Origin of the sequence: Streptomyces achromogenes subsp. achromogenes, from assembly GCF_000720835.1 — a bacterium.
Classification (GTDB): domain Bacteria; phylum Actinomycetota; class Actinomycetes; order Streptomycetales; family Streptomycetaceae; genus Streptomyces; species Streptomyces achromogenes.
This window is the reverse complement of record NZ_JODT01000014.1, coordinates 133,144-154,526: the sequence shown is the minus strand read 5'-3', so window position 1 is coordinate 154,526 and position 21,383 is coordinate 133,144. Positions and strand designations below refer to the sequence as shown.

Annotated in this window: 19 protein-coding genes; 11 read left to right on the top strand and 8 right to left on the bottom strand. The window is 74.0% G+C overall.

Annotated features, from left to right (window positions below):
• Positions 1 to 7: 7 nt before the first annotated feature.
• The 4 genes from IH25_RS0115990 to IH25_RS0115975 all read right to left on the bottom strand — a co-directional run bounded on the left by IH25_RS0115990 (position 8) and on the right by IH25_RS0115975 (position 7,060).
• Positions 8 to 2,086 carry an AAA family ATPase gene (locus IH25_RS0115990; protein WP_030609644.1) on the bottom strand — a complete coding sequence of 693 codons (2,079 nt, stop codon included), beginning with the start codon at positions 2,084 to 2,086 and terminating at the stop codon, positions 8 to 10.
• 101 nt (positions 2,087 to 2,187) lie between these two features.
• A complete protein-coding gene (locus tag IH25_RS0115985; RefSeq protein WP_030609641.1) occupies positions 2,188 to 2,895 on the bottom strand; it encodes a DUF4255 domain-containing protein in 708 nt (235 codons plus the stop codon).
• Entirely contained in the window at positions 2,892 to 6,140 is a 3,249-nt protein-coding gene (locus IH25_RS0115980; RefSeq protein ID WP_209445320.1) for a DUF11 domain-containing protein, read from the bottom strand. The genes IH25_RS0115985 and IH25_RS0115980 overlap by 4 nt, the downstream gene beginning before the upstream one ends.
• Before the next feature lie 197 nt (positions 6,141 to 6,337).
• A complete protein-coding gene (locus IH25_RS0115975) occupies positions 6,338 to 7,060 on the bottom strand; it encodes a helix-turn-helix transcriptional regulator (RefSeq protein WP_051753952.1) in 723 nt (240 codons plus the stop codon).
• A 201-nt stretch (positions 7,061 to 7,261) separates the two neighbouring features.
• Between IH25_RS0115975 and IH25_RS0115970 the strand changes: the two genes are divergently transcribed.
• From IH25_RS0115970 to IH25_RS0115940, 7 genes are all read left to right on the top strand, one after another.
• Positions 7,262 to 8,629, top strand: coding sequence for a COG1470 family protein (locus tag IH25_RS0115970; protein ID WP_078844267.1), 1,368 nt, complete (start codon positions 7,262 to 7,264; stop codon positions 8,627 to 8,629).
• Between the two features lie 301 nt (positions 8,630 to 8,930).
• On the top strand, positions 8,931 to 9,287 hold the full coding sequence (locus tag IH25_RS0115965; RefSeq protein ID WP_030609629.1) for a MerR family transcriptional regulator: 357 nt from the start codon (positions 8,931 to 8,933) through the stop codon (positions 9,285 to 9,287).
• A 257-nt stretch (positions 9,288 to 9,544) separates the two neighbouring features.
• Positions 9,545 to 9,748 carry a cold-shock protein gene (locus tag IH25_RS0115960; RefSeq protein WP_007383480.1) on the top strand — a complete coding sequence of 68 codons (204 nt, stop codon included), beginning with the start codon at positions 9,545 to 9,547 and terminating at the stop codon, positions 9,746 to 9,748.
• Between the two features lie 214 nt (positions 9,749 to 9,962).
• On the top strand, positions 9,963 to 11,465 hold the full coding sequence (locus IH25_RS0115955; RefSeq protein WP_030609626.1) for a DEAD/DEAH box helicase: 1,503 nt from the start codon (positions 9,963 to 9,965) through the stop codon (positions 11,463 to 11,465).
• An 82-nt stretch (positions 11,466 to 11,547) separates the two neighbouring features.
• A complete protein-coding gene (locus IH25_RS0115950; protein ID WP_030609623.1) occupies positions 11,548 to 11,847 on the top strand; it encodes an SCO5918 family protein in 300 nt (99 codons plus the stop codon).
• 62 nt (positions 11,848 to 11,909) lie between these two features.
• On the top strand, positions 11,910 to 12,383 hold the full coding sequence (locus tag IH25_RS0115945; RefSeq protein ID WP_245172802.1) for a DUF5994 family protein: 474 nt from the start codon (positions 11,910 to 11,912) through the stop codon (positions 12,381 to 12,383).
• A gap of 108 nt (positions 12,384 to 12,491) precedes the next feature.
• Entirely contained in the window at positions 12,492 to 13,505 is a 1,014-nt protein-coding gene (locus IH25_RS0115940; RefSeq protein ID WP_030609618.1) for a sigma-70 family RNA polymerase sigma factor, read from the top strand.
• A gap of 30 nt (positions 13,506 to 13,535) precedes the next feature.
• On the opposite strand, the gene IH25_RS0115935 is transcribed toward IH25_RS0115940, so the two are convergent.
• Together IH25_RS0115935 and IH25_RS0115930 are read right to left on the bottom strand one after the other, a co-directional pair.
• On the bottom strand, positions 13,536 to 14,822 hold the full coding sequence (locus IH25_RS0115935) for a hypothetical protein (RefSeq protein WP_030609613.1): 1,287 nt from the start codon (positions 14,820 to 14,822) through the stop codon (positions 13,536 to 13,538).
• Between the two features lie 57 nt (positions 14,823 to 14,879).
• Positions 14,880 to 15,377, bottom strand: a complete 498-nt coding sequence (locus tag IH25_RS0115930) for a SigE family RNA polymerase sigma factor (protein ID WP_030609610.1) — start codon at positions 15,375 to 15,377, stop codon at positions 14,880 to 14,882.
• Positions 15,378 to 15,662: 285 nt separating this feature from the next.
• Between IH25_RS0115930 and ctaD the strand changes: the two genes are divergently transcribed.
• Together ctaD and IH25_RS0115920 are read left to right on the top strand one after the other, a co-directional pair.
• On the top strand, positions 15,663 to 17,384 hold the full coding sequence (gene ctaD, locus IH25_RS0115925; protein WP_030609608.1) for an aa3-type cytochrome oxidase subunit I: 1,722 nt from the start codon (positions 15,663 to 15,665) through the stop codon (positions 17,382 to 17,384).
• The gene (locus tag IH25_RS0115920) at positions 17,381 to 17,731 is read left to right on the top strand and encodes a hypothetical protein (RefSeq protein WP_051753951.1); all 351 of its coding nucleotides are present in this window, start codon (positions 17,381 to 17,383) and stop codon (positions 17,729 to 17,731) included. The genes ctaD and IH25_RS0115920 overlap by 4 nt, the downstream gene beginning before the upstream one ends.
• A gap of 37 nt (positions 17,732 to 17,768) precedes the next feature.
• Here IH25_RS0115920 and IH25_RS37560 read toward each other — a convergent pair whose 3' ends face one another.
• Positions 17,769 to 18,797, bottom strand: coding sequence for a L,D-transpeptidase (locus IH25_RS37560; protein WP_245172801.1), 1,029 nt, complete (start codon positions 18,795 to 18,797; stop codon positions 17,769 to 17,771).
• A 141-nt stretch (positions 18,798 to 18,938) separates the two neighbouring features.
• On the opposite strand from IH25_RS37560, the gene IH25_RS0115910 reads away from it, so the two are divergent.
• Entirely contained in the window at positions 18,939 to 19,457 is a 519-nt protein-coding gene (locus tag IH25_RS0115910) for a SigE family RNA polymerase sigma factor (protein WP_030609603.1), read from the top strand.
• The gene (locus tag IH25_RS0115905) at positions 19,447 to 20,124 is read left to right on the top strand and encodes a L,D-transpeptidase (RefSeq protein WP_030609601.1); all 678 of its coding nucleotides are present in this window, start codon (positions 19,447 to 19,449) and stop codon (positions 20,122 to 20,124) included. The genes IH25_RS0115910 and IH25_RS0115905 overlap by 11 nt, the downstream gene beginning before the upstream one ends.
• A 73-nt stretch (positions 20,125 to 20,197) precedes the next feature.
• Here IH25_RS0115905 and IH25_RS0115900 read toward each other — a convergent pair whose 3' ends face one another.
• Positions 20,198 to 21,145, bottom strand: coding sequence for an MIP/aquaporin family protein (locus IH25_RS0115900; RefSeq protein WP_030609599.1), 948 nt, complete (start codon positions 21,143 to 21,145; stop codon positions 20,198 to 20,200).
• Positions 21,146 to 21,383: the final 238 nt, after the last annotated feature.

The following is a 21,383-nucleotide window of genomic DNA, read 5'->3' as shown; positions in this document are numbered from 1 at the left end:
GTCGCCCTCAGGCGCCCACGGCCTCCGGCAGATAGGGGCCGAACTCGGTCTCCAGGACCAGGCGGCCCAGCTTGCGGTACTCCTGGGCGATCGCCGTCACCACCTGGCTCATGGTGAGCGGTGCCCCGGACTCCGCCGCGAGGTAGGCCGCGGTCACCGCGCAGGCCCGGATCGAGCCGCCGGCCAGCTCGAAGCGGTCGGCGCAGAAGCCGAGGTCCAGGTCGCCGGCCCGGGGCAGACGGTCGCCCAGACAGCGTTCCCACAGGGCGAGCCGCTGGGCGGCGTCGGGCACCGGGAAGTCGGCGATCACGTCCAGCCGGCGGGTGAACGCCTCGTCCAGGTTGGCCCGCAGGTTGGTGGTCAGCACCGCGATCCCGTCGAACGACTCCATGCGCTGGAGCAGGTACGCCGACTCGATGTTGGCGTGCCGGTCGTGCGCGTCCTTCACCTCCGAGCGCTTGCCGAAGATCGCGTCGGCCTCGTCGAAGAGCAGCACGGCGTTGACCGCCGACGCCTCCGTGAAGATCCGCTCCAGGTTCTTCTCGGTCTCGCCCACGTACTTGTCGACCACCGTGGACAGGTCCACCACGTACAGGTCCATGCCCAGGTCCGCCGCGACGACCTCGGCGGACATGGTCTTGCCGGTGCCCGACTCGCCCGCGAACAGCGCGATCACCCCGCGTCCGCGTCCGCCGCCGGGCCGCATCCCCCACTGCCCGAGGACCTGCTCGCGGTGGCGGGCGCGCAGCGCGAGTTCACGCAGCCGCCGGTGGGTGAGCGGTGGGAGCACCAGGTCGTCCCAGCCGACCGAGGGCTCCACCCGGCGGGCCAGCCGGTCCAGGCCCGCGCCGTTCTGCGCGCGTACGGCGGTGCGCAGGTCGTCGGGGTGGACCGGGCGGCCCGCGAGGGCGGCCGTGCGCACGGCGACGTCGGCGGCGCGGCGCACCTGCCCGGAGTCCAGGCGGTGCGCGGCCACCGCCCGGGCCAGTTCCCCGGTGTCACCGGGTACGGAGCCGTCACCGGCGGCCCGCTCCAGGGCGTGTCGCCAGCGGGCCGCCTGCCGCTCGGGCGAGGGCGCCGGCACGGTCAGGACGACGGGGGTGTCGGCGGCCCAGGCCGGGTCCCAGCCGAGGGTGCCGTGCATCAGCAGGGGGATGCCGCGCAGCGCCGTGCACAGCGTGCGCAGCGTGCGGGCCCGTTCGGCGGGTTCGTCGGGCAGGGCCTCCAGCGGGCCGAGGACCACCCCGGCGCCGGTCAGCCGGGCCTCGCGGGCGGCCACCCGCGCCAGCTCCGGGATGTCGCCGGAGCGCCGGGCGAGCGCCGCCGCGTCCAGCACCAGGGGGCGCAGGTCCGCCGCGCCGAGCGCGGCGACGGCCAGGCCGGCGGTGTCGCCCCGGCCGCGCAGCTGGACCAGGCCGCTGCCGGTCCGGGCGGCCGCCGCCGTGCGGCGCACCGCCTCGGGCTCGGCGGTCGGGTCCGCGCGGGCCTCGTCGAGCACGCCCGCCAGCCGGGCGTCGGGCCAGGCGTTGCCGAGGAGATGGGCGGTGACCCGGTCGGGGACCACCAGGAGCCGGGACAACGGCGGCCGTTCCGGCTCGGTGACCTCCACCAGGCCGCCCGCGACCAGCGGGGCGCCGGGGGCGAGCCGGAACCGCGCGGGGGCCGCCCCGGCGAGCCCGCACAGCTCCAGGGCGAGTCCGACGGTGGGCCGGCGGCGGGTCAGGTCGTCGTTGAGGTAGCCGTAGAGCCGCTCGAACCGCGCGTCGAGATCGGGCGCCACCGCGACCAGGAGCAGGTCCAGGTCCAGCGGTGACAGCCCGAACCGCGCGGCGAGGCCGGCGAGGACGGAACCGGCCGGCGGCTGCCAGGGGTCCGGGTCCGGTAGGCCGAGCCCGCCCGGCTCGTCCAGGATGCGGGCCGCCGCCTCGGGGGTGAGGTACTGCCCCCGGTACGGGTCGTCGGGATCGGGATCCCCGGCCCGCCGCACCTGAACGGCCCACCGCACCCGCTCCTCGACGTCCCGCAGCCGCTCCCACAGGGGGTCCACCCGGGTGCCCGGCTCCCCGGCGGCGGCGCGGTCGGTCACGGACGTCCCGGTGGTCTCGTTCGTCTCGGCGCTTTCAGCGCTTTCCGAGGTGTCAGGTGTTTCAGGCGTATCGATCGTCTCGGTCGTCCCGGTCCCGCGGGTCACGGCTGGCGGTCCCCCCGGTGGCGGCGGCGGGCGGGGGCCGGGCCCCGTTCGCGGGGGCCGGCGAAGCCCTGCGGGCCCGGGTCGCTCACCTCCGTGTAGCGCAGCCGCCGCCCGGAGTCCGCCTGCCCGTCGGCGCGCCGGGCGGCGGACCGTACGACGAGTCCCTCGGTGACCGGCGGCGCGACGGCCGTGACCGCCCCGGCGAGCGGCGCCCGCACCCGTACCCCCAGCGACGCCTTCAGTTCGCCGCCGAGCGCCGACCACACATCGGCGGCGGCCGGTACGTCGGCGGCGGCCCCGGCGACGTCCAGGCCCACGGTCAGGCCCAGTTCGGCGAGCGTGCCGGTGAGCAGCCGGGCGGGCAGCGTGTCGACGGCCACCAGGCAGGAGAGCACCTGCGACAGCAGCCGGTGTTCGTCCTGCGGGCGGCTCGCCCACGCCGTGACCAGGTACGTCAGGTCGAACCAGCGGGGCGGGGTGCGCCGCCCCACGAGCTGCCCGTCCGCGTCGTACACCTCCCCCGCGCCGCTGCCGCGCCGGGTGGCGTCCTCCCGGATGTCGTACAGGAAGGCGCAGACCGTGGGCGCGCTGCGGCGCGCGGCCCAGTCCCGGGTGGGGGCGTCGAGGACGACCTCGACGCCCGACGCCTCCAGGCCGGACTCGGCGAGCAGCCGGCGCAGCGCCTCGTCGACCTCGTGGATCACCGGCGGGTCACCTCGTCGGGCGGCTGGATGCTGCCGCTGACCACCAGGAAGTCGGTCTGCACCGGGGAGAATCCGGGGCCCTTGGCGATGATGACGCGGGGCCCGGTCTGGTCCTTGGCGAGGATGAGCAGCTGGCCGATGAACGTGCCGTCGGGCTTGGGGACGGTCGGCGCCGCCGCCGCGGTGATCCCCGGCTTCCAGGTGAACCGGACCGGCACTCCGGGCGGGAAGTCCTTGCCGCGCACGGAAGTGACGAAGCCGGGCTTGCCGATGGGCGGTACGGCGATGATGCGCGGCTGGAGGATGCGCAGCCGCTGCCGGGCGGTGTTGTCCCCGCGGTCGGCGTCCGTGCCGGTGGTGGTGAGCACGCCGGTGACCTGGCCGGTCATCGCCTTCTTGGGGCTGAGGACGACGCGTACGACGGTGCTCGCGCCCGGCGGGAGGTCCGGCAGCGCGCACAGCCAGGAGGCGTCGCAGCCCGGCGGCGGCCCGCTGTCGGGGATCCCGGCGGGCAGCCCGATGCGCAGCCGCAGGCCGGTGGCCAGCGCGTTGCGGCCGTTGCGGACGGTGTACGTCACCACGACCCGTCCGCCGACGTAGCCGGGGTTCGGCTGGGCCGTGACGCGCACGCTGGGCCCGGCCTTCGGCGCCGGCGGCTGCGGCGGCACCGGCGGCACGGTGGGCGGCGGTGTCGGGGCCGGAGTGGCCGGCGGAGGAGTCGGGGTCGGCGTAGGGGTGGGAGTGGGAGTGGGCGTCGGGGTCGGCGGCGGGGCCGTGCGCACCGGCACCACGGTCCGGCCGTCGTTGTCGCTGGGCCGCGGGTCGAGGACCGTACCGGTGACCGACCAGCCGACCGGCGCGTCACCCGGGGTGACCCCGGTGAGCGTGACGTCCACCGGAACGGTCTTGCCGGGCCGCACCACGCCGAGGCCGCACTGGAGGGTCGTGGGGACGCAGGAGCCGTCGGGCCCGGTGATCCGGGTGACGGTGACCCCGGCGGGCGGGGCGATGGTCAGCCGGGTGCCGGGAGAGGCGGCGGGGCCGTTGTTCACCACCTCGACGCGGACCGTGGTCGAGTCGCCGACGGTCACCTCCGGGACGGTGCCGGGTGCCCGGACGGCGAGGTCGACGGACTGCTGGACGCTGGGCTCCTTGTGCCGGCCCGGCAGGTCGTTGGTGAGCTTGGTCAGCTCGCCGGTCACGACGTTCAGCACCTTGAGCTTCTCCGGGCTGTTGACCGGCCGGCTGGGGCGGGAGCTGAGCACCAGGGAGGTGCCGTCGGGCGTCCAGGCGGCGTCCCGGGGCTGGAACGGCCCGGGGTTCTCCGGCAGTGCGCGCAGGCAGGCGTCGGGCACGTCGCGGGCGGAGCCGGGCAGGAGCACCCGGCAGTCCTTGCCGTCCACGGAGGTCACGATGATGCCGTTGTGCTCGCCGGTGTCGACCACACCGCCGCCGTTCTTCCGGTTGAAGGCGATGCTGAGCCCGTCGGGGGAGAACGCGGGGCTGTCGTCGATGACCGCGCAGGTGCCCGGGCAGATCCTCTCGCTCAGGTCGATCTGCTGGGCCGGTTCCTTCACCTCATTCACGGGCACGGTCCAGATGTGCTTGTTGCCGCCGACGCCGTAGACCAGCTTGTTGCGGGTGAAGGCCAGCATGGTGCCGTCGGAGGACCAGGTGGGCTGGGCGTCCTGGCCCGGGAGCTCTGCGTCGGGCCGGACGATCTCGCCGGTGATCTTGCCGGAGGCGACCTCCGCTATGAGCACCTTGCTGGTCGCCGCGGCCCCGTCGGTGCCCGGCGTGATCCGGGTGAAGGCGAGGTACTTGCCGTCCGGGGAGAACGCCGGGTCGGTGTCCCGGACGCCCGGTCCGCGTCCGTCGAGCTTCAGCGCCTCGGGGTGCGTGCCGTCGGCGTCCGCCAGCCAGATCTCCTCGACGCGGCTGCCGGGGTCGCCCAGGAAACGGGTCACCACGATCCGGCGGCCGTCCGGTGTGTAGCTCTGCCGCTCGGTCCACGGGTCGTAGCCGGGCCGGGGCTGGAAGAGCGGGTCCTTGCCCGCGTCGGTGTTGGTGTCGGCCTCCGGATCCTCGTTCAGGATCGTCAGGTTCAGGTCGCGGGGGTCGGCCCCGTCCGCCCGGATGTCCTGGAGCGTCACGGTGTGCGGGCCGTCGGCCGTGATGTGCTCCACCACCGCCCGGCCGCCGTCCAGCGGGCCGAGCCAGGTGGGCGAGGAGACCTCCCGGTTCTCGTCCAGCACCAGTCCCGGTGTCCCGGTGCCGTGCCGCTTGGCGCGGAACACGTGGTCGTAGTTGCCCTCGCACTGGCAGGTGATCTCGGGGCTGAGGAACAGCACCTCGTCCCCGCCCGGCATCCAGGCCGGCGCGTGCGCCCGCCACTCCTCCCGGCCCCCGCCGAGCAGCGGCCCGTCGGTGGTGCCGAGGACGTTGGTCTCCCGCAGCTGGGACCGGTCGCCCTTGGTGGCGGTGTACGCGATGAGGCCGCGGTGGGTGTCGTCGTTCACCGGGTTCCACACCGGTTCGGTGGCCGTGCCGTTCACGGGATCGGTGACCCGGGTGGGGGCGTCCTGGGTGGGGAGGCCCTGCTCGTCCAGCGACCGTACGTAGATCTGCGCGCCGGCCGCCGAGCCCTCGCTACTGGAGTACGCGAGGTGCTTCCCGTCCGGGGAGACCGTCGGGTACGTCTCGTCGGCGGAGGTTTTGGTGAGCTGGGTCGGCCCGGAGCCGTCGGTGCCCACCCGCCACAGATCGCGCTGGGTCTTGCCGTCCGGGCCGCCGGGCGTGGCCGCGTCGAAGACCACGGAGGTGCCGTCCGGCGTCAGCCGGGGGTGGGCCGCGTCCATGCCGAAGGTGAGACGGCTCACGGAACCGTTGGCGGCCCGCAGATAGATCTGCGGGTCCTTCTCGTCGCGGCGGCTGGCGAAGACCAGCTGGTCGCCCAGGGCGGACGGCTGGATGTCGTTGTGGACCGGGACGTCGTTGTAGACCGGGCCCTCGTCGAACAGCGGGACGCTCTTCTTGTTGTCGGAGGTGGGCACGCCGAGACTGCGGTGCCGGGTGCCGGCGAACGCGATCCGGGTCTCCGGGGCCGTGGTGGCCACCCGCGGCGAGGCGTCGGCGGTGCCGTTCTCGCCGGAGGCCGCGGTCGCGACGAGCAGGGGGATCAGCAACAGCGCCGACGCGCCGAGCCGCCCCAGGCGGTACCGCCCGCCGGGGCCAGCGGTTCCCATCAAGGTCCCCCTCGCAGTCTGGTGCGGCAATCCGGGTGTGCCCCCGCCACCCTGTCCCGGGCGCGCGCGAGAACGGGAGGGCGGCGGGGCTATACCCGGGGGAAACGCGCGGTGCGCTTTCGGGCAGCGCGCGTTGCCCGGCCGGACCGCGCCCGTGCCGCCCCGCCGACGCGCGCCGCCCAGGCCGGGTCCTCGTGTCAGATCAGCCCGTTGCGCAGCGCGTAGCCGACCGCGTGGGCCCGGTTGCGCAGCTGGAGCCGGGTGATGACCTCGTGGAGGATGTTCTTGACGGTCCGTTCGGAGTACGAGGTCTTGCGGGCGATCTCGGCGGTGTCCAGGCCCTCCGACACCATCCGCAGCATGTCCGCCTCCCGGGTGGTCAGCGTGGACAGGGACAGCCCCCGCGGATCGAGCGCCGACCGCTGGAGGCCGCCCACGTGGCTGAGGAGCTTGCCGAGCAGGTCGCCGGGCAGGACGCCCTCGCCGTTCGCTATGGCCAGCACGAGCCGCAGCAGCTGGTCCTGGTCGGCCTCGGCGCGCCGCAGCACCGCCGCCACCCCGCACTCGATGACGCGTTGCAGCGAGCCGGAGCCGAGGGTGGCGACCACCAGGCCGGTACGGGTGGCGGTGTTGTGCCGCAGCCGGTGCAGCAGCGCGGCGACGTCGTCGTCGACGTGGTCCACGACCACCAGCGACACCTCGGCCCGCTCGGCGTCGGCGTCGGCGAGCAGGTCGATCTCGGGGCGCTGGCGCAGTTGCTGGACGACGCCCAGGCGCAGCACCGGGTCGGCGGCGTACACGGCCACGGTGACCCGGTCGGGACGGTCGGCGGAAGGGGCCCGGTGCGAGGCCCAGGCCGGGGCCGGCCCAGGGGAGGTGGCGGCGGGCACGGCCGGCCCGCCTTGTTCGAAGCTGGACATGAGGGGTACCTGTCTGATGAGTGCTGGTCGGGTGATGCGAGGGCGGGGACGAGCGCCGCGGGGCGGCGCACCCGGGACAGCGGCCGGTCAACGGTCCGCTGTCCTCGGGGAGTTGATGGGTGACCGCAGGGGCACCACGACTGCCCGGGCATTGCCCTCGCGCTTCTCGCGGGGCGCCCGGGCCCGGTCTACCGTGCTGGCGTGACGCCTTCTGCAGCCTCTTCCAGCCCCGGCGCTCCCGGCCTCGACATTCCGGAAGTGACCGTGGCGCCGGGAGACATCGCCACGACCACCGTGACCGTGCGCAACGACAGCGACATCGTCGAGGCGTACAGCCTGGAGATCGTCGGGGACTGCGCCGCCTGGACCACCGTGGAGCCCGCGCGGGTCTCCCTGTATCCGGGCACCTCGGAGACGGTGACGCTGCGGCTGGAGCCCCCGCGGTCCCCGGAGGTGCGCGCCGGTGCGGTGCCCCTCGGGGTACGGGTGCTGCCGGCCGAGCACCCCGAGTCGGTGCGGGTGCTGGAGACCACCGTGCACATCGGGGCGTTCCACGAGCTGCACAGCGAGCTGGCCCCGCGCCGCCGGCGCGGCTGGCTGCGCGGACGGTACCGGCTGGCGGTGCGCAACCAGGGCAACACCCCGGTGCGGGCCGGCTTCACCGCCGGACAGGCGGGCGAGGAGCTGGCGTTCGCCTTCACGCCGGCGGAACTGCCGCTGGAACCCGGCGAGTCGGCGGAGATCGGCCTGCGGGTGCGCACCGGCAAGCCGGTGTGGTTCGGCGCACCGGTGGTCTGGCCATTCACCGTGGACGCCGCCGAGACCGGCGAGCAGGACGCGCCCCGGCCGGACGAGCCCGCCGTACGGGCGCCGCTGGACGCCGAGTTCGTCCAGATCCCGATCTTCCCGAAGTGGCTGCTCGCCCTGCTCGCGGCGCTGCTCGCGCTGTTGCTGGCCTGGTTCATGCTGGTCCGCCCCGCGGTGCGCAGCGCCGCCAAGGAAGCGGCCACCGAGGCGGTCCAGCCGCGGCCGACACCCGCCGGGGAACAGGGCGGCGACGGGCAGACCCCGGGCACTTCTCCCGGCACGGGTACGGGGACGGGCAAGGGCACGGCGCCCGGCGCCGGTTCCGGAGGCCAGGGCACGGGCGGTCCGGGCGCGACCGGCGGCGACGGCACGTCGGTCGACGACGGGACCGGGCTCGGCGGCGGGCGGCAGACCTCGCAGACCATCGACGTGCAGTCGGCCGGCGGGGAGACGAAGCCGGGCACCTACCAGGTGCCCAAGGACAGCGTCTTCGGGGTCACGGACATCGTCATCGCCAACTTCCAGGGCGACGAGGGACTGATGACGATCACCTTCGGGGACCGCAAGATCACCACCATCGCGCTGGAGACCTTCCGCAACCAGGACTACCACTGGGTGACCCCCATCAAGATCCCCGAGAACGACACCGTGACCGTCGAGGTGACCTGCGAGAAGCCAGGAACTCCGGCGACCGGACGCCAGGCGCAGGGGTGCCACGAGGTCGTGAACGTGAGCGGGGTACTCAGCCGTACCGCCCGGTAACTCCAGCCTCATGCTCTGAGGCATTGTGGCCCGATATTGGGTGTATCTGCCAAGAGTTTGATCTTGTTGCGTCCGGAAACAGCCAGCATGGGACCGAAAACCGCCGCTCCAGGGACCGCGAAGCCGGTCCGGGAGCGGCGGTTCCGTCATGCGCGGCCCGGTGTCCGGTGAGCCGGGCGCCGGGCGCGGCGGGGCCGCGGACGGCGAATCTGTCACGGCGGCACCACATACGCGTACGCGTCGCCCTTAGGGTTGAGGGGACCGGGGACCACACGGACCCTGCCCCCCGACCGAAGGCGCCATGCCCGACAACCCACCCGCCGGCCATCTGGACGACGACGACTACCCCGCCTACACGATGGGCCGCGCCGCCGACCTGCTCGGCACCACGCCCGCGTTCCTCAGGGCCGTCGGCGAGGCGGGGCTGATCACCCCCCTGCGCTCGGAGGGCGGCCACCGGCGCTACTCCCGCCGCCAGTTGCGCATCGCCGCCCGCGCCCGCGAGTTGGTCGGCCAGGGCACCCCCGTCGAGGCCGCGTGCCGCATCATCGACCTGGAGGACCGGCTCGGCGAGGCACTGCGGCACAACGAGGAGCTGCGGCGCGACGAGGAGCCGCGGGGCCGGCCGGACGGGCCCGCCACCGGCGACGGCCGCTGAGCACGGGCGTAAATCTGTTCCCGCCACTGGAGAATTGCCCACGGGGTGCCGAAAGGTTTCCCTACGGAAGCGCGCCAGAATATCGCCCCCACCGGAACCGGGCGACAAAAAAGCCGGGCAGGCGGGGCCGGACCGTGTTACCGTGATAACAGTTGCAGTTTTGATTGCCGGACTTTCCGGGCCCCTTAGGGGTGATCATCGCGGCGACTCGGGATCCGCACAGTGCGGGTCACGGCATGCCCCTAGGGAGATTCAATATGGCATCTGGCACCGTGAAGTGGTTCAACGCGGAAAAGGGCTTCGGCTTCATCGAGCAGGACGGCGGCGGCGCCGACGTGTTCGCGCACTACTCGAACATCGCCACCTCCGGCTTCCGCGAGCTTCAGGAAGGCCAGAAGGTTACCTTCGACGTCACGCAGGGCCAGAAGGGCCCGCAGGCCGAGAACATCGTTCCCGCCTGACGCTGACGCGTTCTACGAGGACGGGGCCCGCGCTCTTGGGGTGCGGGCCCCGGTCCGTATGTCCGGCGGACGCCGGGCCCTTTTACCCGCCGACCAGTCCTTCTACGGCCTTTCGGCTTCTTCTTCGGCTCATTCTTGTGAATTCTGCCGCGGTTGTGCACCGCCGAGAGGAATTCCTCGACACGTGCCGTGCACATCGAGGAGGTTCCTCATCATGAACCGCACCCGTCCTACCCGTGGCGCCGGCGGTACCGGTCGCCGCGGCGGCAACGACTCCGCCCCGTTCCGGTCCGCACGGACCAGCACGCGCGGAAAGGGCCCCCAGGGGAAGAGCCCCGGTGCCCGCCGGGCCCCCAGCGGTGAGTTCGCCCTGCCCGTCACCCTCACCGAGGCGCTGCCGCCGGTGGAGAGCTTCGCCGACCTGGACCTGCCCGCGCCCCTGCGGGACGCGCTGCGCGCCGAAGGCGTGACCGAGCCCTTCCCCATCCAGGCGGCCACGCTGCCGAACACGCTGGCCGGCCGGGACGTCCTGGGCCGCGGCCGTACCGGATCGGGCAAGACCCTCGCCTTCGGTCTCCCCCTGCTGGCCCGCCTGGCCGGACAGCGGGCCGAGCCCCGGCAGCCGCTCGCCCTGATCCTCGTACCCACCCGGGAACTGGCCCAGCAGGTCACCGACGCCCTCGCCCCCTACGCCCGGGCACTGCGCCTGCGCTCGGTCACCGTGGTCGGCGGCATGTCGATCGGCCGCCAGACGGCCGCGCTGCGCGCCGGTGCCGAGATCGTCGTGGCGACCCCCGGACGGCTCAAGGACATCATCGACCGCGGCGGCTGCCTGCTGGACCGCGTGTCCGTCACCGTCCTGGACGAGGCCGACCAGATGACCGACATGGGCTTCATGCCCCAGGTCACCGCCCTGCTCGACCAGGTCCGCCCGGACGGCCAGCGGCTGCTGTTCTCGGCCACCCTCGACCGCAACATCGACCTCCTGGTGCGCCGGTACCTGCACGACCCCGTCGTGCACTCGGTCGACCCGTCGGCGGGCGCGGTCACCACGATGGAACACCACCTGCTGCACGTCCACGACGACGACAAGCACGGCACCGCCACCGAGATCGCCGCCCGCGACGGCCGCGTGATCATGTTCCTGGACACCAAGCACGCGGCGGAGCGGCTGGCCAAGCACCTGCTGTCGGTCGGCGTACGGGCCTCGGCGCTGCACGGCGGCAAGTCCCAGCCGCAGCGCACCCGCACCCTCGCCCAGTTCAAGGACGGCCACGTCACCGTCCTGGTGGCCACCAACGTCGCCGCCCGCGGCCTGCACATCGACGACATCGACCTCGTGGTGAACGTCGACCCGCCCGCCGACCACAAGGACTACCTGCACCGCGGCGGCCGCACCGCCCGCGCCGGCAAGTCCGGCACGGTCGTCACCCTCGTCCTGCCGCACCAGCGGCGCGCCGTGGACCGCCTCATGAACGACGCCGACATCACCGCCCGCACCACCCGCGTACGCCCGGGCGAGCCCGAGCTGAACCGGATCACCGGCGCCCGCACGCCCTCCGGAGTGCCCGTCACGATCGCCGTACCGGCCGCCGAGCGCCCCCAGCGCACCGGCGCCTCCGGAGCCGGCGGACGTGGCCGGGGCGGGCGGTCCCGGCGGGCCCGCGGCCCCCGGCGCGCCCCGACCGGGCGTCCCGCCGCCGAGGGAAACCGCTGACCCGCACGCACCCCGTGACCGCCGGGCGGCCCCGCGCCCCCCGGCGGCCCGTCCCCACCCCGACCGCTCCGCTGGAGGCACCATGCGCTGTGTCATCGCCCGTTTCCCCTTCGACCTGACCAAGTCCGAGGTCGAGCAGTCGATGGAGGGCGTCTCCCCCGAGCCCGCCGTCGGCATCTGCGCGACCGTCGGCGGCCGGGTCTACCCGGTCAAGCAGATCGGGCAGATCATCACCGGACAGGACCGCCGCGACTTCACGGCGGCCGAGGTGAGCCGGGCGCTGACCAGGCTCGGCTTCACCTGCCACGAGGCCGCGGCGGCCCGCCCCCAGGAGTCCCGCGAGTCCTCGGCACTCCCCTGGGCGGACAGCCCGCTGGGCTGACCCACTCCGGCGCCACGACGCAATCGGGCGGCCCGCGGTCCGTCCGGGACGGGATCGTACGCATGGACAGGAACGACAGCTCCGCCGGGCACCCCTCGCCGGCCGGGCCGCACACCTACCGGATGCCCCTGCCCCGGCTCGCCCTGGCCCCGGACGGCGGCCACGGCCCGCTGGACGGCGCCTGGTGGCCGCGCTGTGACGCGCTGGAACTGGAACTGCCGGCCCTGGCCGGCGCCCTGGCCGCCGGTCTCGGCGCGGTCGTCCATGTCACCGTGGACACTGCCGCCTGGCCCGACGTCCCGCACCGGGTGCCGGTCCCCGGCCACCTCATCCTGGTCTCCCTGTCGGCCGTCGACACCGAGGCCCACACCATCACCCTGGACACCGGCGCCGGGGAACAGCGGGCGCTGCTGGTGGTACCGCCCGGCGAACCCGCCGACGCGGCGCGCTGGCTGCTGACCACCGCCGCCGATCCGTGGAACGCCCTGTCCGCCCCGCACATGCTGGCCCTCGCCGACGCCACCTGGGAGCGCTGAGGCGCGCCCGGTGCGCATCCCGGGAGCGGGGCCGGGTACCCGGCGGTCGCTGGAAGCCCGGGCTCTGCGCACAGAGCCGAAGCGACAGGAGTCGGAGGCCGGAAGACCATGCCTGGTCCGGCACGCACCACCACGGCCGACCCGCGGCAGCGCCGCCGCAGCGCGGCCCGGTCCGCCCGCCCGCGGAGCCGGGTCCCCGAAACCGGCGACGAGGCCGATCTGCTCGGCCAGTACCTGAACCAGATCGCCGCGACCCCGCTGCTCGACGCCGAGGACGAAGTCCGCCTCGGCGGGCTCATCGACGCCGGTCAGTACGCCGCCGGGGAACTGGAGCGGGACGACGCGCACCGGCTGCCGGCGCACCGGCGCCGGGAGCTGGAGGCGGCCGTACGGGACGGCCGGCACGCCAAGGACCACATGATCCGGGCCAATCTGCGGCTCGTGGTGTCGATCGCCAAACGGCACGCCCACCGCGGGGTGCCCCTGCTGGACCTCATCCAGGAGGGCAACCTCGGGCTGATACGGGCCGTGGAGAAGTTCGACCACACCAAGGGCTTCAAGTTCTCCACGTACGCCACCTGGTGGATCCGCCAGGCGATCGAGCGGGGCCTCGCCCAGCACGCCCGTACCGTCCGGCTGCCGATGCACGTGGTGGAGCAGTTGCAGAAGCTGGCGAAGGTCGAGCGGCAGCTCCAGCTGCGCATCGGGCACGAGCCGACGGACGACGAGGTCGCGCGGGAGAGCGGCCTGGCCGAGGACCGGGTCGCCTGGCTGCGCCGGGTCGGCCGGCAGACGATCAGCCTGGACACGCCCGTGGACGACACCGGCGAGACCGTGGTCGGCGACCTCATCCCGGCCACCGACATCCTCCAGGCGCCGCAGGTCGCCGAGTACCGGGCGCTCGCCGAGGACCTCCGGGACGCGCTGGGCGTGCTCGCCCCGCGCGAGGCCATGATCCTCAGCCTGCGCTACGGGCTGCACGACGGGCATCCGCGCACCCTGCAACAGGTGGCCGAGCAGGTGGGGCTGACCCGGGAACGCGTACGCCAGCTGGAGAAGGAGTCGCTCGGCCGGCTCCGGGCGCCCGAGACGGGCGAGCGCCTGCTGGACTGGGCGGGCTGACCGCACCCGCCCCCGGCCCACGCGTCCGGGTCAGCCCGTGAAGAACGCCTTGTCGAGCGCGATGCCCCGCAGCAGCTCCAGGCTCAGCGCGGGCCGGGGCCGGGTCACCGGGCCGGCCTCGGCGTAGGAGTTCACCTCGCGGGCCACCACCCGCCGGCCGTCCGGGTACAGCACGTCGACCTGCCACACCTGGGCCGAGCCGCCCTTCTCCGACCGTCCCCGGACCGTCTTGACGCGGGTCCCGTCGCCCAGCGTCTCGGACCGGCAGTCACCGGCCACCCCGGCGCAGCCCATGTGCCCGGCCAGGGCGTCGGCCATGTCGTACTGCGCGTCGGCCTCGACCATGGTCCGGCCGTGGCCGTCGTCGTGGACGAGCTGGACCAGCCCGTCCCCGGCGTTCACGTCGGAGACGGTGCCGCCGCGGGGGAGGTGGGACTTCAGCACCCGGGTCATGCGGTCGCCGGGCACCCCCTCGCGGCCGGTGTCGGGGGCGCGCGGCGGGGTGGGCAGCGCGGCGAGCGCGCTCTCCCAGCGGGGGCTGCGCACGATGGCGGACAGCTCGGCGAGGGACAGCAGCGGATCGGCCGGGCCGGACGCCTCCTTCTCCCCGCCGCCGGCGAACTCCTGCACCGTCACCTCGGCGCCGTCGGCGGTGGTCAGCACGGCGTACCAGCGCTTCTGGCCGGTGTCCCGGTTGGGGTAGGTGAACGACTGGACGATGGTGAGCACCGCTCCGCCGGGGAGCTTCTCGGTGGCGCACCGGTCGTAGGGGCGCACCTGCACCGGCAGACAGCCGCCCTGGCTCTCCTGGTCGGCGGGGATGCCGGGGGTCGGGCGGGTGAGGGTCACGTCCAGGGCGGTGCTGCCCCGCGCGGTGGTGTAGGTGAGCCGGGCCATCGGCCAGACGATGCCGGGCCCCGTCTGGGTGTCCCGGCCGGTGGCGGCGGAGACGGTGCCGCCGGGCGGAAGCAGTGCGGTGAGCGTGCGGATCATCTCCGCGCCGCTGGGGGGCGCGGGCTTCGGGGACGACGGCTGCCCGGTGACGCGGGCCTGGGTGCCGGTGCGCAGCCGCTCGGGGGTGCCGTCGCCGTGCCCGCCGAGCGGGCCCACGGCCAGCAGTCCGCCGCCCGCCGCGACGACGGCGGCGGCCGCGGCGGTGGTGCGGACGGCGGCGAACAGCCGCTTGCGGCGGCCCCGGCCGACGGAGCGCCGCACCAGGTCGGGGGCAGGCGGCGGGAACTCGCCGGCGGTCCGGCGCAGGGCGCGGGCCAGCCCGGTCTCGAAGTCCTCGTCGCGGGACGTCTCGTCGCGGGACATGCGGGGTCTCCGTTCTTCACGTCGGCCGCGGCGCCGGGCGCCGGCGGGCCGCGCTCCTCAGGTGGTCAGGTCGGCCAGCTCGGCGCCGAGCAGATCGCGCAGCCGCCGCAGGGCGCGCGTGCTGCGGGTGCGGACGGCGCCCGGCGACAACCGCAGCGCCTGCGCGGTCTCCTCCACCGAGCGGTCCTCCCAGTAGCGCAGCACCAGGACCGCGCGGTCCCGGGCCGTCAGCCGCGCCAGCCCGTCCAGCAGGGCCATCCGCAGCTCCGCGTCCGGCGCCGGCCCGGCCGTGTCGGGCATCCGGTCGCTGGGGCGCTCGGTGGAGCTGCGGCGCCGGCGCTGGGAGACGAAGGTGCGCACCAGCACGGTGTCGGCGTAGGCGACCGGGGACTGCGCGCGGTTGATCCGCCGCCACGAGCGGTACATCTTGGCGAGGGTCTCCTGGACCAGGTCCTCGGCGAGGTGCCAGTCGCCGGTGAGCAGGCAGGCCGTCCTGAACAGCGGACCGCTGCGGGCGACGGCGAACTCCAGGTAGTCCGCGGGTGCTTCCCTCACCGTGTGTCCTCTCGTGGCCGGCGTCATCTCTTACACGCGGTGGGGGTGCGCACGCGTTACACCCGGGACGGATCCGGTGTCCGCCACCGGCTCCCCGGCGCCGGCGCGACCCTGCCGGGCGGGCGTGCGCCGTCCGGTGCGCTGCTGCGTCCGGGTGTATCGCTCACCCGGACGGCCGCACAACGAACCCTTTGGGACCCCCTGGTGCGGGCCCGGACGGTGAGGATGGCGGGTGGACCGCCGTCACCGCACGGGCGGACGCGAGCATCGGGAGACGGACGACTTGTGAGCATCCTGAACGAACCCCAGGGCGGAGGCGCGGCGGCCGAGGACTCGTACGAGAACGAGCTGCCCATCCGGCGCAAGCAGCCCGGCAATGTCGTGGTGAAGTGGCTGACGACCACCGACCACAAGACGATCGGCACCCTCTATCTGACGACGTCGTTCGGGTTCTTCCTGGCCGGCGGGGTGATGGCGCTGCTGATGCGCGCCGAGCTGGCCCGCCCGGGCCTGCAGATCATCTCCAACGAGCAGTTCAACCAGATGTTCACGATGCACGGCACCGTGATGCTGCTGATGTTCGCCACCCCGCTGTTCGCCGGGTTCACCAACTGGATCATGCCGCTCCAGATCGGCGCGCCCGACGTGGCCTTCCCGCGGCTGAACATGTTCGCCTACTGGCTGTACCTGTTCGGCTCGCTCATCGCGGTCGGCGGCTTCCTCACCGCGAACGGCGCCGCCGACTTCGGCTGGTTCGCGTACACCCCGCTGTCGGACGCCACCCGCACCCCCGGGCTCGGCGGGAACCTGTGGATCCTGGGCCTGGCCTTCTCCGGCTTCGGCACGATCCTCGGCGCCGTCAACTTCATCACCACGATCATCTGCATGCGCGCCCCCGGCATGACCATGTTCCGCATGCCGATCTTCACCTGGAACGTGCTGCTGACCGGTGTGCTGGTCCTGCTGGCCTTCCCGGTGCTGGCCGCCGCCCTGTTCGCCCTGGCGGCCGACCGCATCTTCGGCGCCCATGTCTACGACCCGGCCAACGGCGGGCCCCTGCTGTGGCAGCACCTGTTCTGGTTCTTCGGGCATCCCGAGGTCTACATCATCGCCCTGCCGTTCTTCGGGATCATCACCGAGATCATCCCCGTCTTCGCCCGCAAACCGATCTTCGGCTACATGGGCCTGGTCGCCGCGACGATCGCCATCGCCGGCCTGTCGGTCACGGTGTGGGCCCACCACATGTACGTCACCGGCGGGGCGCTGCTGCCCTTCTTCGCCTTCATGACCTTCCTCATCGCCGTGCCGACCGGGGTGAAGTTCTTCAACTGGATCGGCACGATGTGGAAGGGCAGCCTCTCCTTCGAGACCCCGATGCTGTGGGCGGCCGGCTTCCTCGTGACGTTCCTCTTCGGCGGGCTCACCGGCGTCATCCTCGCCTCGCCGCCGATGGACTTCCACGTCTCCGACACGTACTTCGTCGTCGCCCACTTCCACTACGTGGTCTTCGGCACGGTCGTCTTCGCGATGTTCGCCGGATTCCACTTCTGGTGGCCCAAGTTCACCGGCAAGATGCTCGACGAACGCCTCGGCAAGATCACCTTCTGGACGCTGTTCGTCGGCTTCCACGGCACCTTCCTGGTCCAGCACTGGCTGGGCGCCGAGGGCATGCCGCGCCGGTACCCCGACTACCTGGCCTCCGACGGCTTCACCGCGCTGAACACGCTGTCGTCCATCAGCTCCTTCCTGCTGGGCCTGTCCATGCTGCCGTTCCTCTACAACGTGTGGAAGACCGCGCGGTTCGGCACCCCGGTCGGCGTGGACGACCCGTGGGGCTACGGCCGGTCCCTGGAGTGGGCCACCTCCTGCCCGCCGCCCCGGCACAACTTCGTCACCCTGCCCCGTATCCGCAGCGAGTCCCCGGCCTTCGACCTGCACCACCCGGACATCGCGGCGCGGGAGCAGGAGGGCTACGAGATCGCCACCGGCGACCGGCCCCGCGGATGAGCGGCCTGCGCAAGCGGGGGACCGGAGCGGGCGGCGACCTCGGCAACGAGGTCGAGGGTTATCTGCTGTGGCAGGCCCGGGTCGCGGAGGCGGAGCAGCGCGCCCGCGAGTTCACCGGCCCCCTGGACTGGCTGACGACGGCCCAGCGCGAGGAGATCGAGCGGCAGTACACCGCCGACAGCCTGCGCCGGGCCCGCGCCGACCTGGAGCGCGTCGCGGCCCGGTGCGTGTCGCTGCGGGCCGAGTACGAGCACCGCTACCAGGAGCTGCGGCGGCGCTGCCTGGCCGTGGTGCTCGCGGTGTGCGCGGGCTGCACCGCGCTGACCGCGCTGCTGCTCACCCTGTGACGCCCGCCGCGCCGGAGCACCCCGGCGCCCCGGCGCCTCAGCGTCCGCCGTCGGCGTGCCGGGTCGCGCTGTGGGCGAGCCACTCGGACCAGGTGAGGTTCCAGTCGCCGTAGCCGTTGCCGGCCTCGACCGTGTCCTTGGAGCCGGTGACGCGGATGACATCACCGGGGATCACCCGCCGGTAGAAGCGTTCGGCGGTGCCGTCGGTGGCGAGGCCGACACAGCCGTGGGTGACGTTGGCCCGGCCCGCGTAGGTGTTCGCGTTGGGGTTCTGGTGGACGTAGGTGCCGGAGGTGGTGGTGTGCACCGCCCAGGCGTAGTAGCCGTGGTAGGCGTCGCCGAGGCCGACGGTCCGGGAGTCCATGTAGACCTTGGGCTGCTTGTCCATCACCACCATCGTCCCGTTCCAGGTGTCCAGGCCGGGGCGGCCGGCGGTGACCGGGATCCGGGTGTCGGGCCTGCCGTCCTCCGTGACGGTCATCGTGTGGGTGCGCACGTCGACGGTCGCGGTCAGGGAACGGCCGATGGAGAAGTGCCGTACGGCGTGGCCGCCGACGCGCAGGGTGACGCGCGTGCCGGGCTTCCAGTAGGCGGGCGGGCGGTAGTCGACGCGCTGCCCGTCGAGCAGGTTGCGGTCCTTGACCCAGCTCCAGGCGCCCGTGACGGCGGGCTCGGTGCGGACGCCGAGCCAGTGCTCGACCGCGGCCCGCTCCGCGCGCGGCACCGGGCGCGGGAAGGTGACGGATATCGGCATGCCGACCCCCACGGTGGCCCCCTCGGCGACGTTGACCTTCGCGTCGGCGAGCGCGGCCGGCTCGGGGACGGCGGGCGCGGCGGAGGCGGACGCGGTGGACGGGTGCGCGCCGGACGGGGCGGCCGGCCCGGTGGCGGCCGTGGAGGTGGCCGCGGAGGTGGTGGCCGCGCAGCCGGTCGCCGCGAGCACCAGCGCGCAGGCCGCCGCGAGGGCACCGGCGACGGCTTTCGGGCGGCGGCCGGGCGGGCGGCCGGAAGCCGGGTGGGCCGGCGGGTCGTGCGGGATGCGGGTGCGAGGCGCGTGCGTGGACACGGAAGTTCCCCCCTGGGATGCGTACGGACATCGTCTGTACGCACGGCGCGGCGCCCCGGTTGCACCGGTACCGGGAACACTTCCCGGGCCCTCGCCCGCCGTAGGATGCAGCCCTTCGGGACGAGGAGCACGGGGGCGGGGATGACGGAGGAGGAGTTCGACGCCTTCTACACGGCTGCCTTCCCGCGGCTCGTGGGACAGCTCTACGCCTTCACCGGAGACCACGGCGAGGCGCAGGACGTCGTCCAGGAGGCGTTCGTACGGGCCTGGGACCGGCGGACGTCCTTCGACGCGGCGCAGGCTCCGGAGGCGTGGATCCGCACGGTGGCCACCCGGCTCGCGGTCAGCCGGTTCCGACGCGCCCGGCGCTGGCTGGAACTCGTCCGCGCGGACACCCCCCGGGAGCAGGTCCCGGGGCCCGGCCCGGAACACGTCGCCCTGGTCGCCGCGCTGCGCGAACTGCCCCCGGCACAACGGCTGGCCGTGGTCCTGCACCACGTGTGCGACCTGAGCGTGGAGCAGATCGCCGCGGAGACCGGCGCGCCCGCCGGCACGGTCAAGGCACGGCTGGCCCGGGGCCGCGCCGCGCTCGCCCGCCATCTGTCGCCCGAGGAGGCCGAGACCATGACCGGGACGAAGGAGGCCACGCATGCCCCATGACCCGACGGGCCCGGCCGCGCCCGGGGAGGGCGCCGACCGGCTGACGAACGCCCTGCGCGAGGTCGCCGAGCAGGGCCGGCGCCCCGCGCCCGGCCCGGGTGCCGCCGTGCGCCGCCGGGCCGTGCTGCGCCGCCGTACCCGCCGGGCCGGGCTGGTGTCGGCGGGTCTCGTCGTCGCGGGCGCGGCCGTCCTGACCGCCACGACCCTCCTGGACGGCGCGAAACGGCCCGCGCCCCCCGCCGCGACCGCCACCACCACCGCCCCCGCACCGCCCCCGTCCCCCGACGGGGACACCGCCGTCGACGACATCCGGATCGACCTGTCCACGCTGGAACTGCGGGCCGGAGGAAGGACGTTCCCCGTCTCCGCCCCCGGTATGAACCAGCCGTTCCGCGGCGACGCGGTCACCCGGGTCACCGAACGCCTGCGGCACGCCCGGTTCAGCGTCTCCCCGACCGGCGAGATCGAAAGCCACGACTGGGTGCTGGCCTTCGGCCGCCCCGAGCGCGAGCCGCACTACCTCTACGGCGCCGGCACCGCCACCGACGTCCCCGGCCGCCGCCCGTCCACCCTGAGCGTGATCGGGCTGCGCACCGCCGACGCCCGCTGGCTGTACGAACACACCCCCGTCGGCACCCGGATCACGATCACCGGCACCGGCACCTAGCCGGCCGGGCCGGCCGTCTGGTCGGCAGCCGGTCACCGGGGCCACGCTCACCGCGTCGCGCTCCCGGGTGAGGTCATTCCTCGGGGCGGGTGCGGGTCGGGGTGGAGCGGCCCGGTGGGGGCAGTTGGGCCAGTTCGGTGCGGGCGAGCAGGATGTCGCCGATGAAGAGGTCGTAGAGCAGGATGCCGATCGCGCCGCCGATCAGCGGGCCGACGATCGGGATCCACCAGTAGCCGCTGAAGGCGCCGGACACGCTGCCCGGGAAGGCCAGGCTGCCCCAGCCCGCCGCGTAGGTGAACAGGCGGGGGCCGAAGTCGCGGGCCGGGTTGATGGCGTAGCCCGCGTTCGCGCCGTAGGACATGCCGATGGCGGCGACGACGAGGCCGATGATCAGGGGGCCGAGGTTGGCCTGCACGGCCTGGTTGCGCAGGTCGATGACGGCGGCGATCAGCATGAGCAGGAAGGCCGTGCCCACGATCTGGTCGATCAGCGGGCCCCAGACGCCGCCGTGGAAGTAGGGGGCCGGGAAGGTGGCGAAGATGGAGAAGGTGGTGTTGGTGTGCCCGTTCACCTTCGGTCCGGCCACGGTGCGGTCGAAGGTGTTGATCGCGTCGTGGTAGACGAGGTAGACCAGCGCCGCGCCGGTGAGGGCGCCGACGACCTGGGCAACCCAGTACGGCAGCACCTTGGCCCAGGAGAAGCCCCGGCGCAGGGCCATGGCCAGGGTCACCGCCGGGTTGAGGTGGGCGCCGCTGATCCCGCCGGCGACGTAGACGCCGAACATGACGGCGAAGGCCCAGCCCCAGGTGATGAGCAGCCAGTCGCCGGCCGCCAGGAAGATCGTGGTCGTGGTGGCGGCCCGGCCGGAACCGGGCAGTGCGGCGACCGCCATCGCGACCACGCCGCAGCCGAAGGAGATGAGGACGAAGGTCCCGAGGAACTCCGCCAGGCACTCGCCCAGCAGACCGCCCCGGCTTCTGAGCCGGGACGTCTTGACGAGCGGTGGGATGTCCACAGCCATGGAGGCCCCCTTAGAAGAGAGCAATGCGGCCAATGTCACCATATTGGCTCACAACGTCACTCCCCGCAGGGTGAACGCTCCCCGGCCACCCGCAAGGGCGACCGGCGAGGGCGACCAGTCGGGGCGCCCGGGGGGCGACCGACGGGTACCACCGGCGAGTGCGGGTACGGCGGTCTCAGCCGCCCGTCTGCCGGACCACCGACGCCGGTGCCTGCGGGGTGTCGGCGGCGCCGGCCGG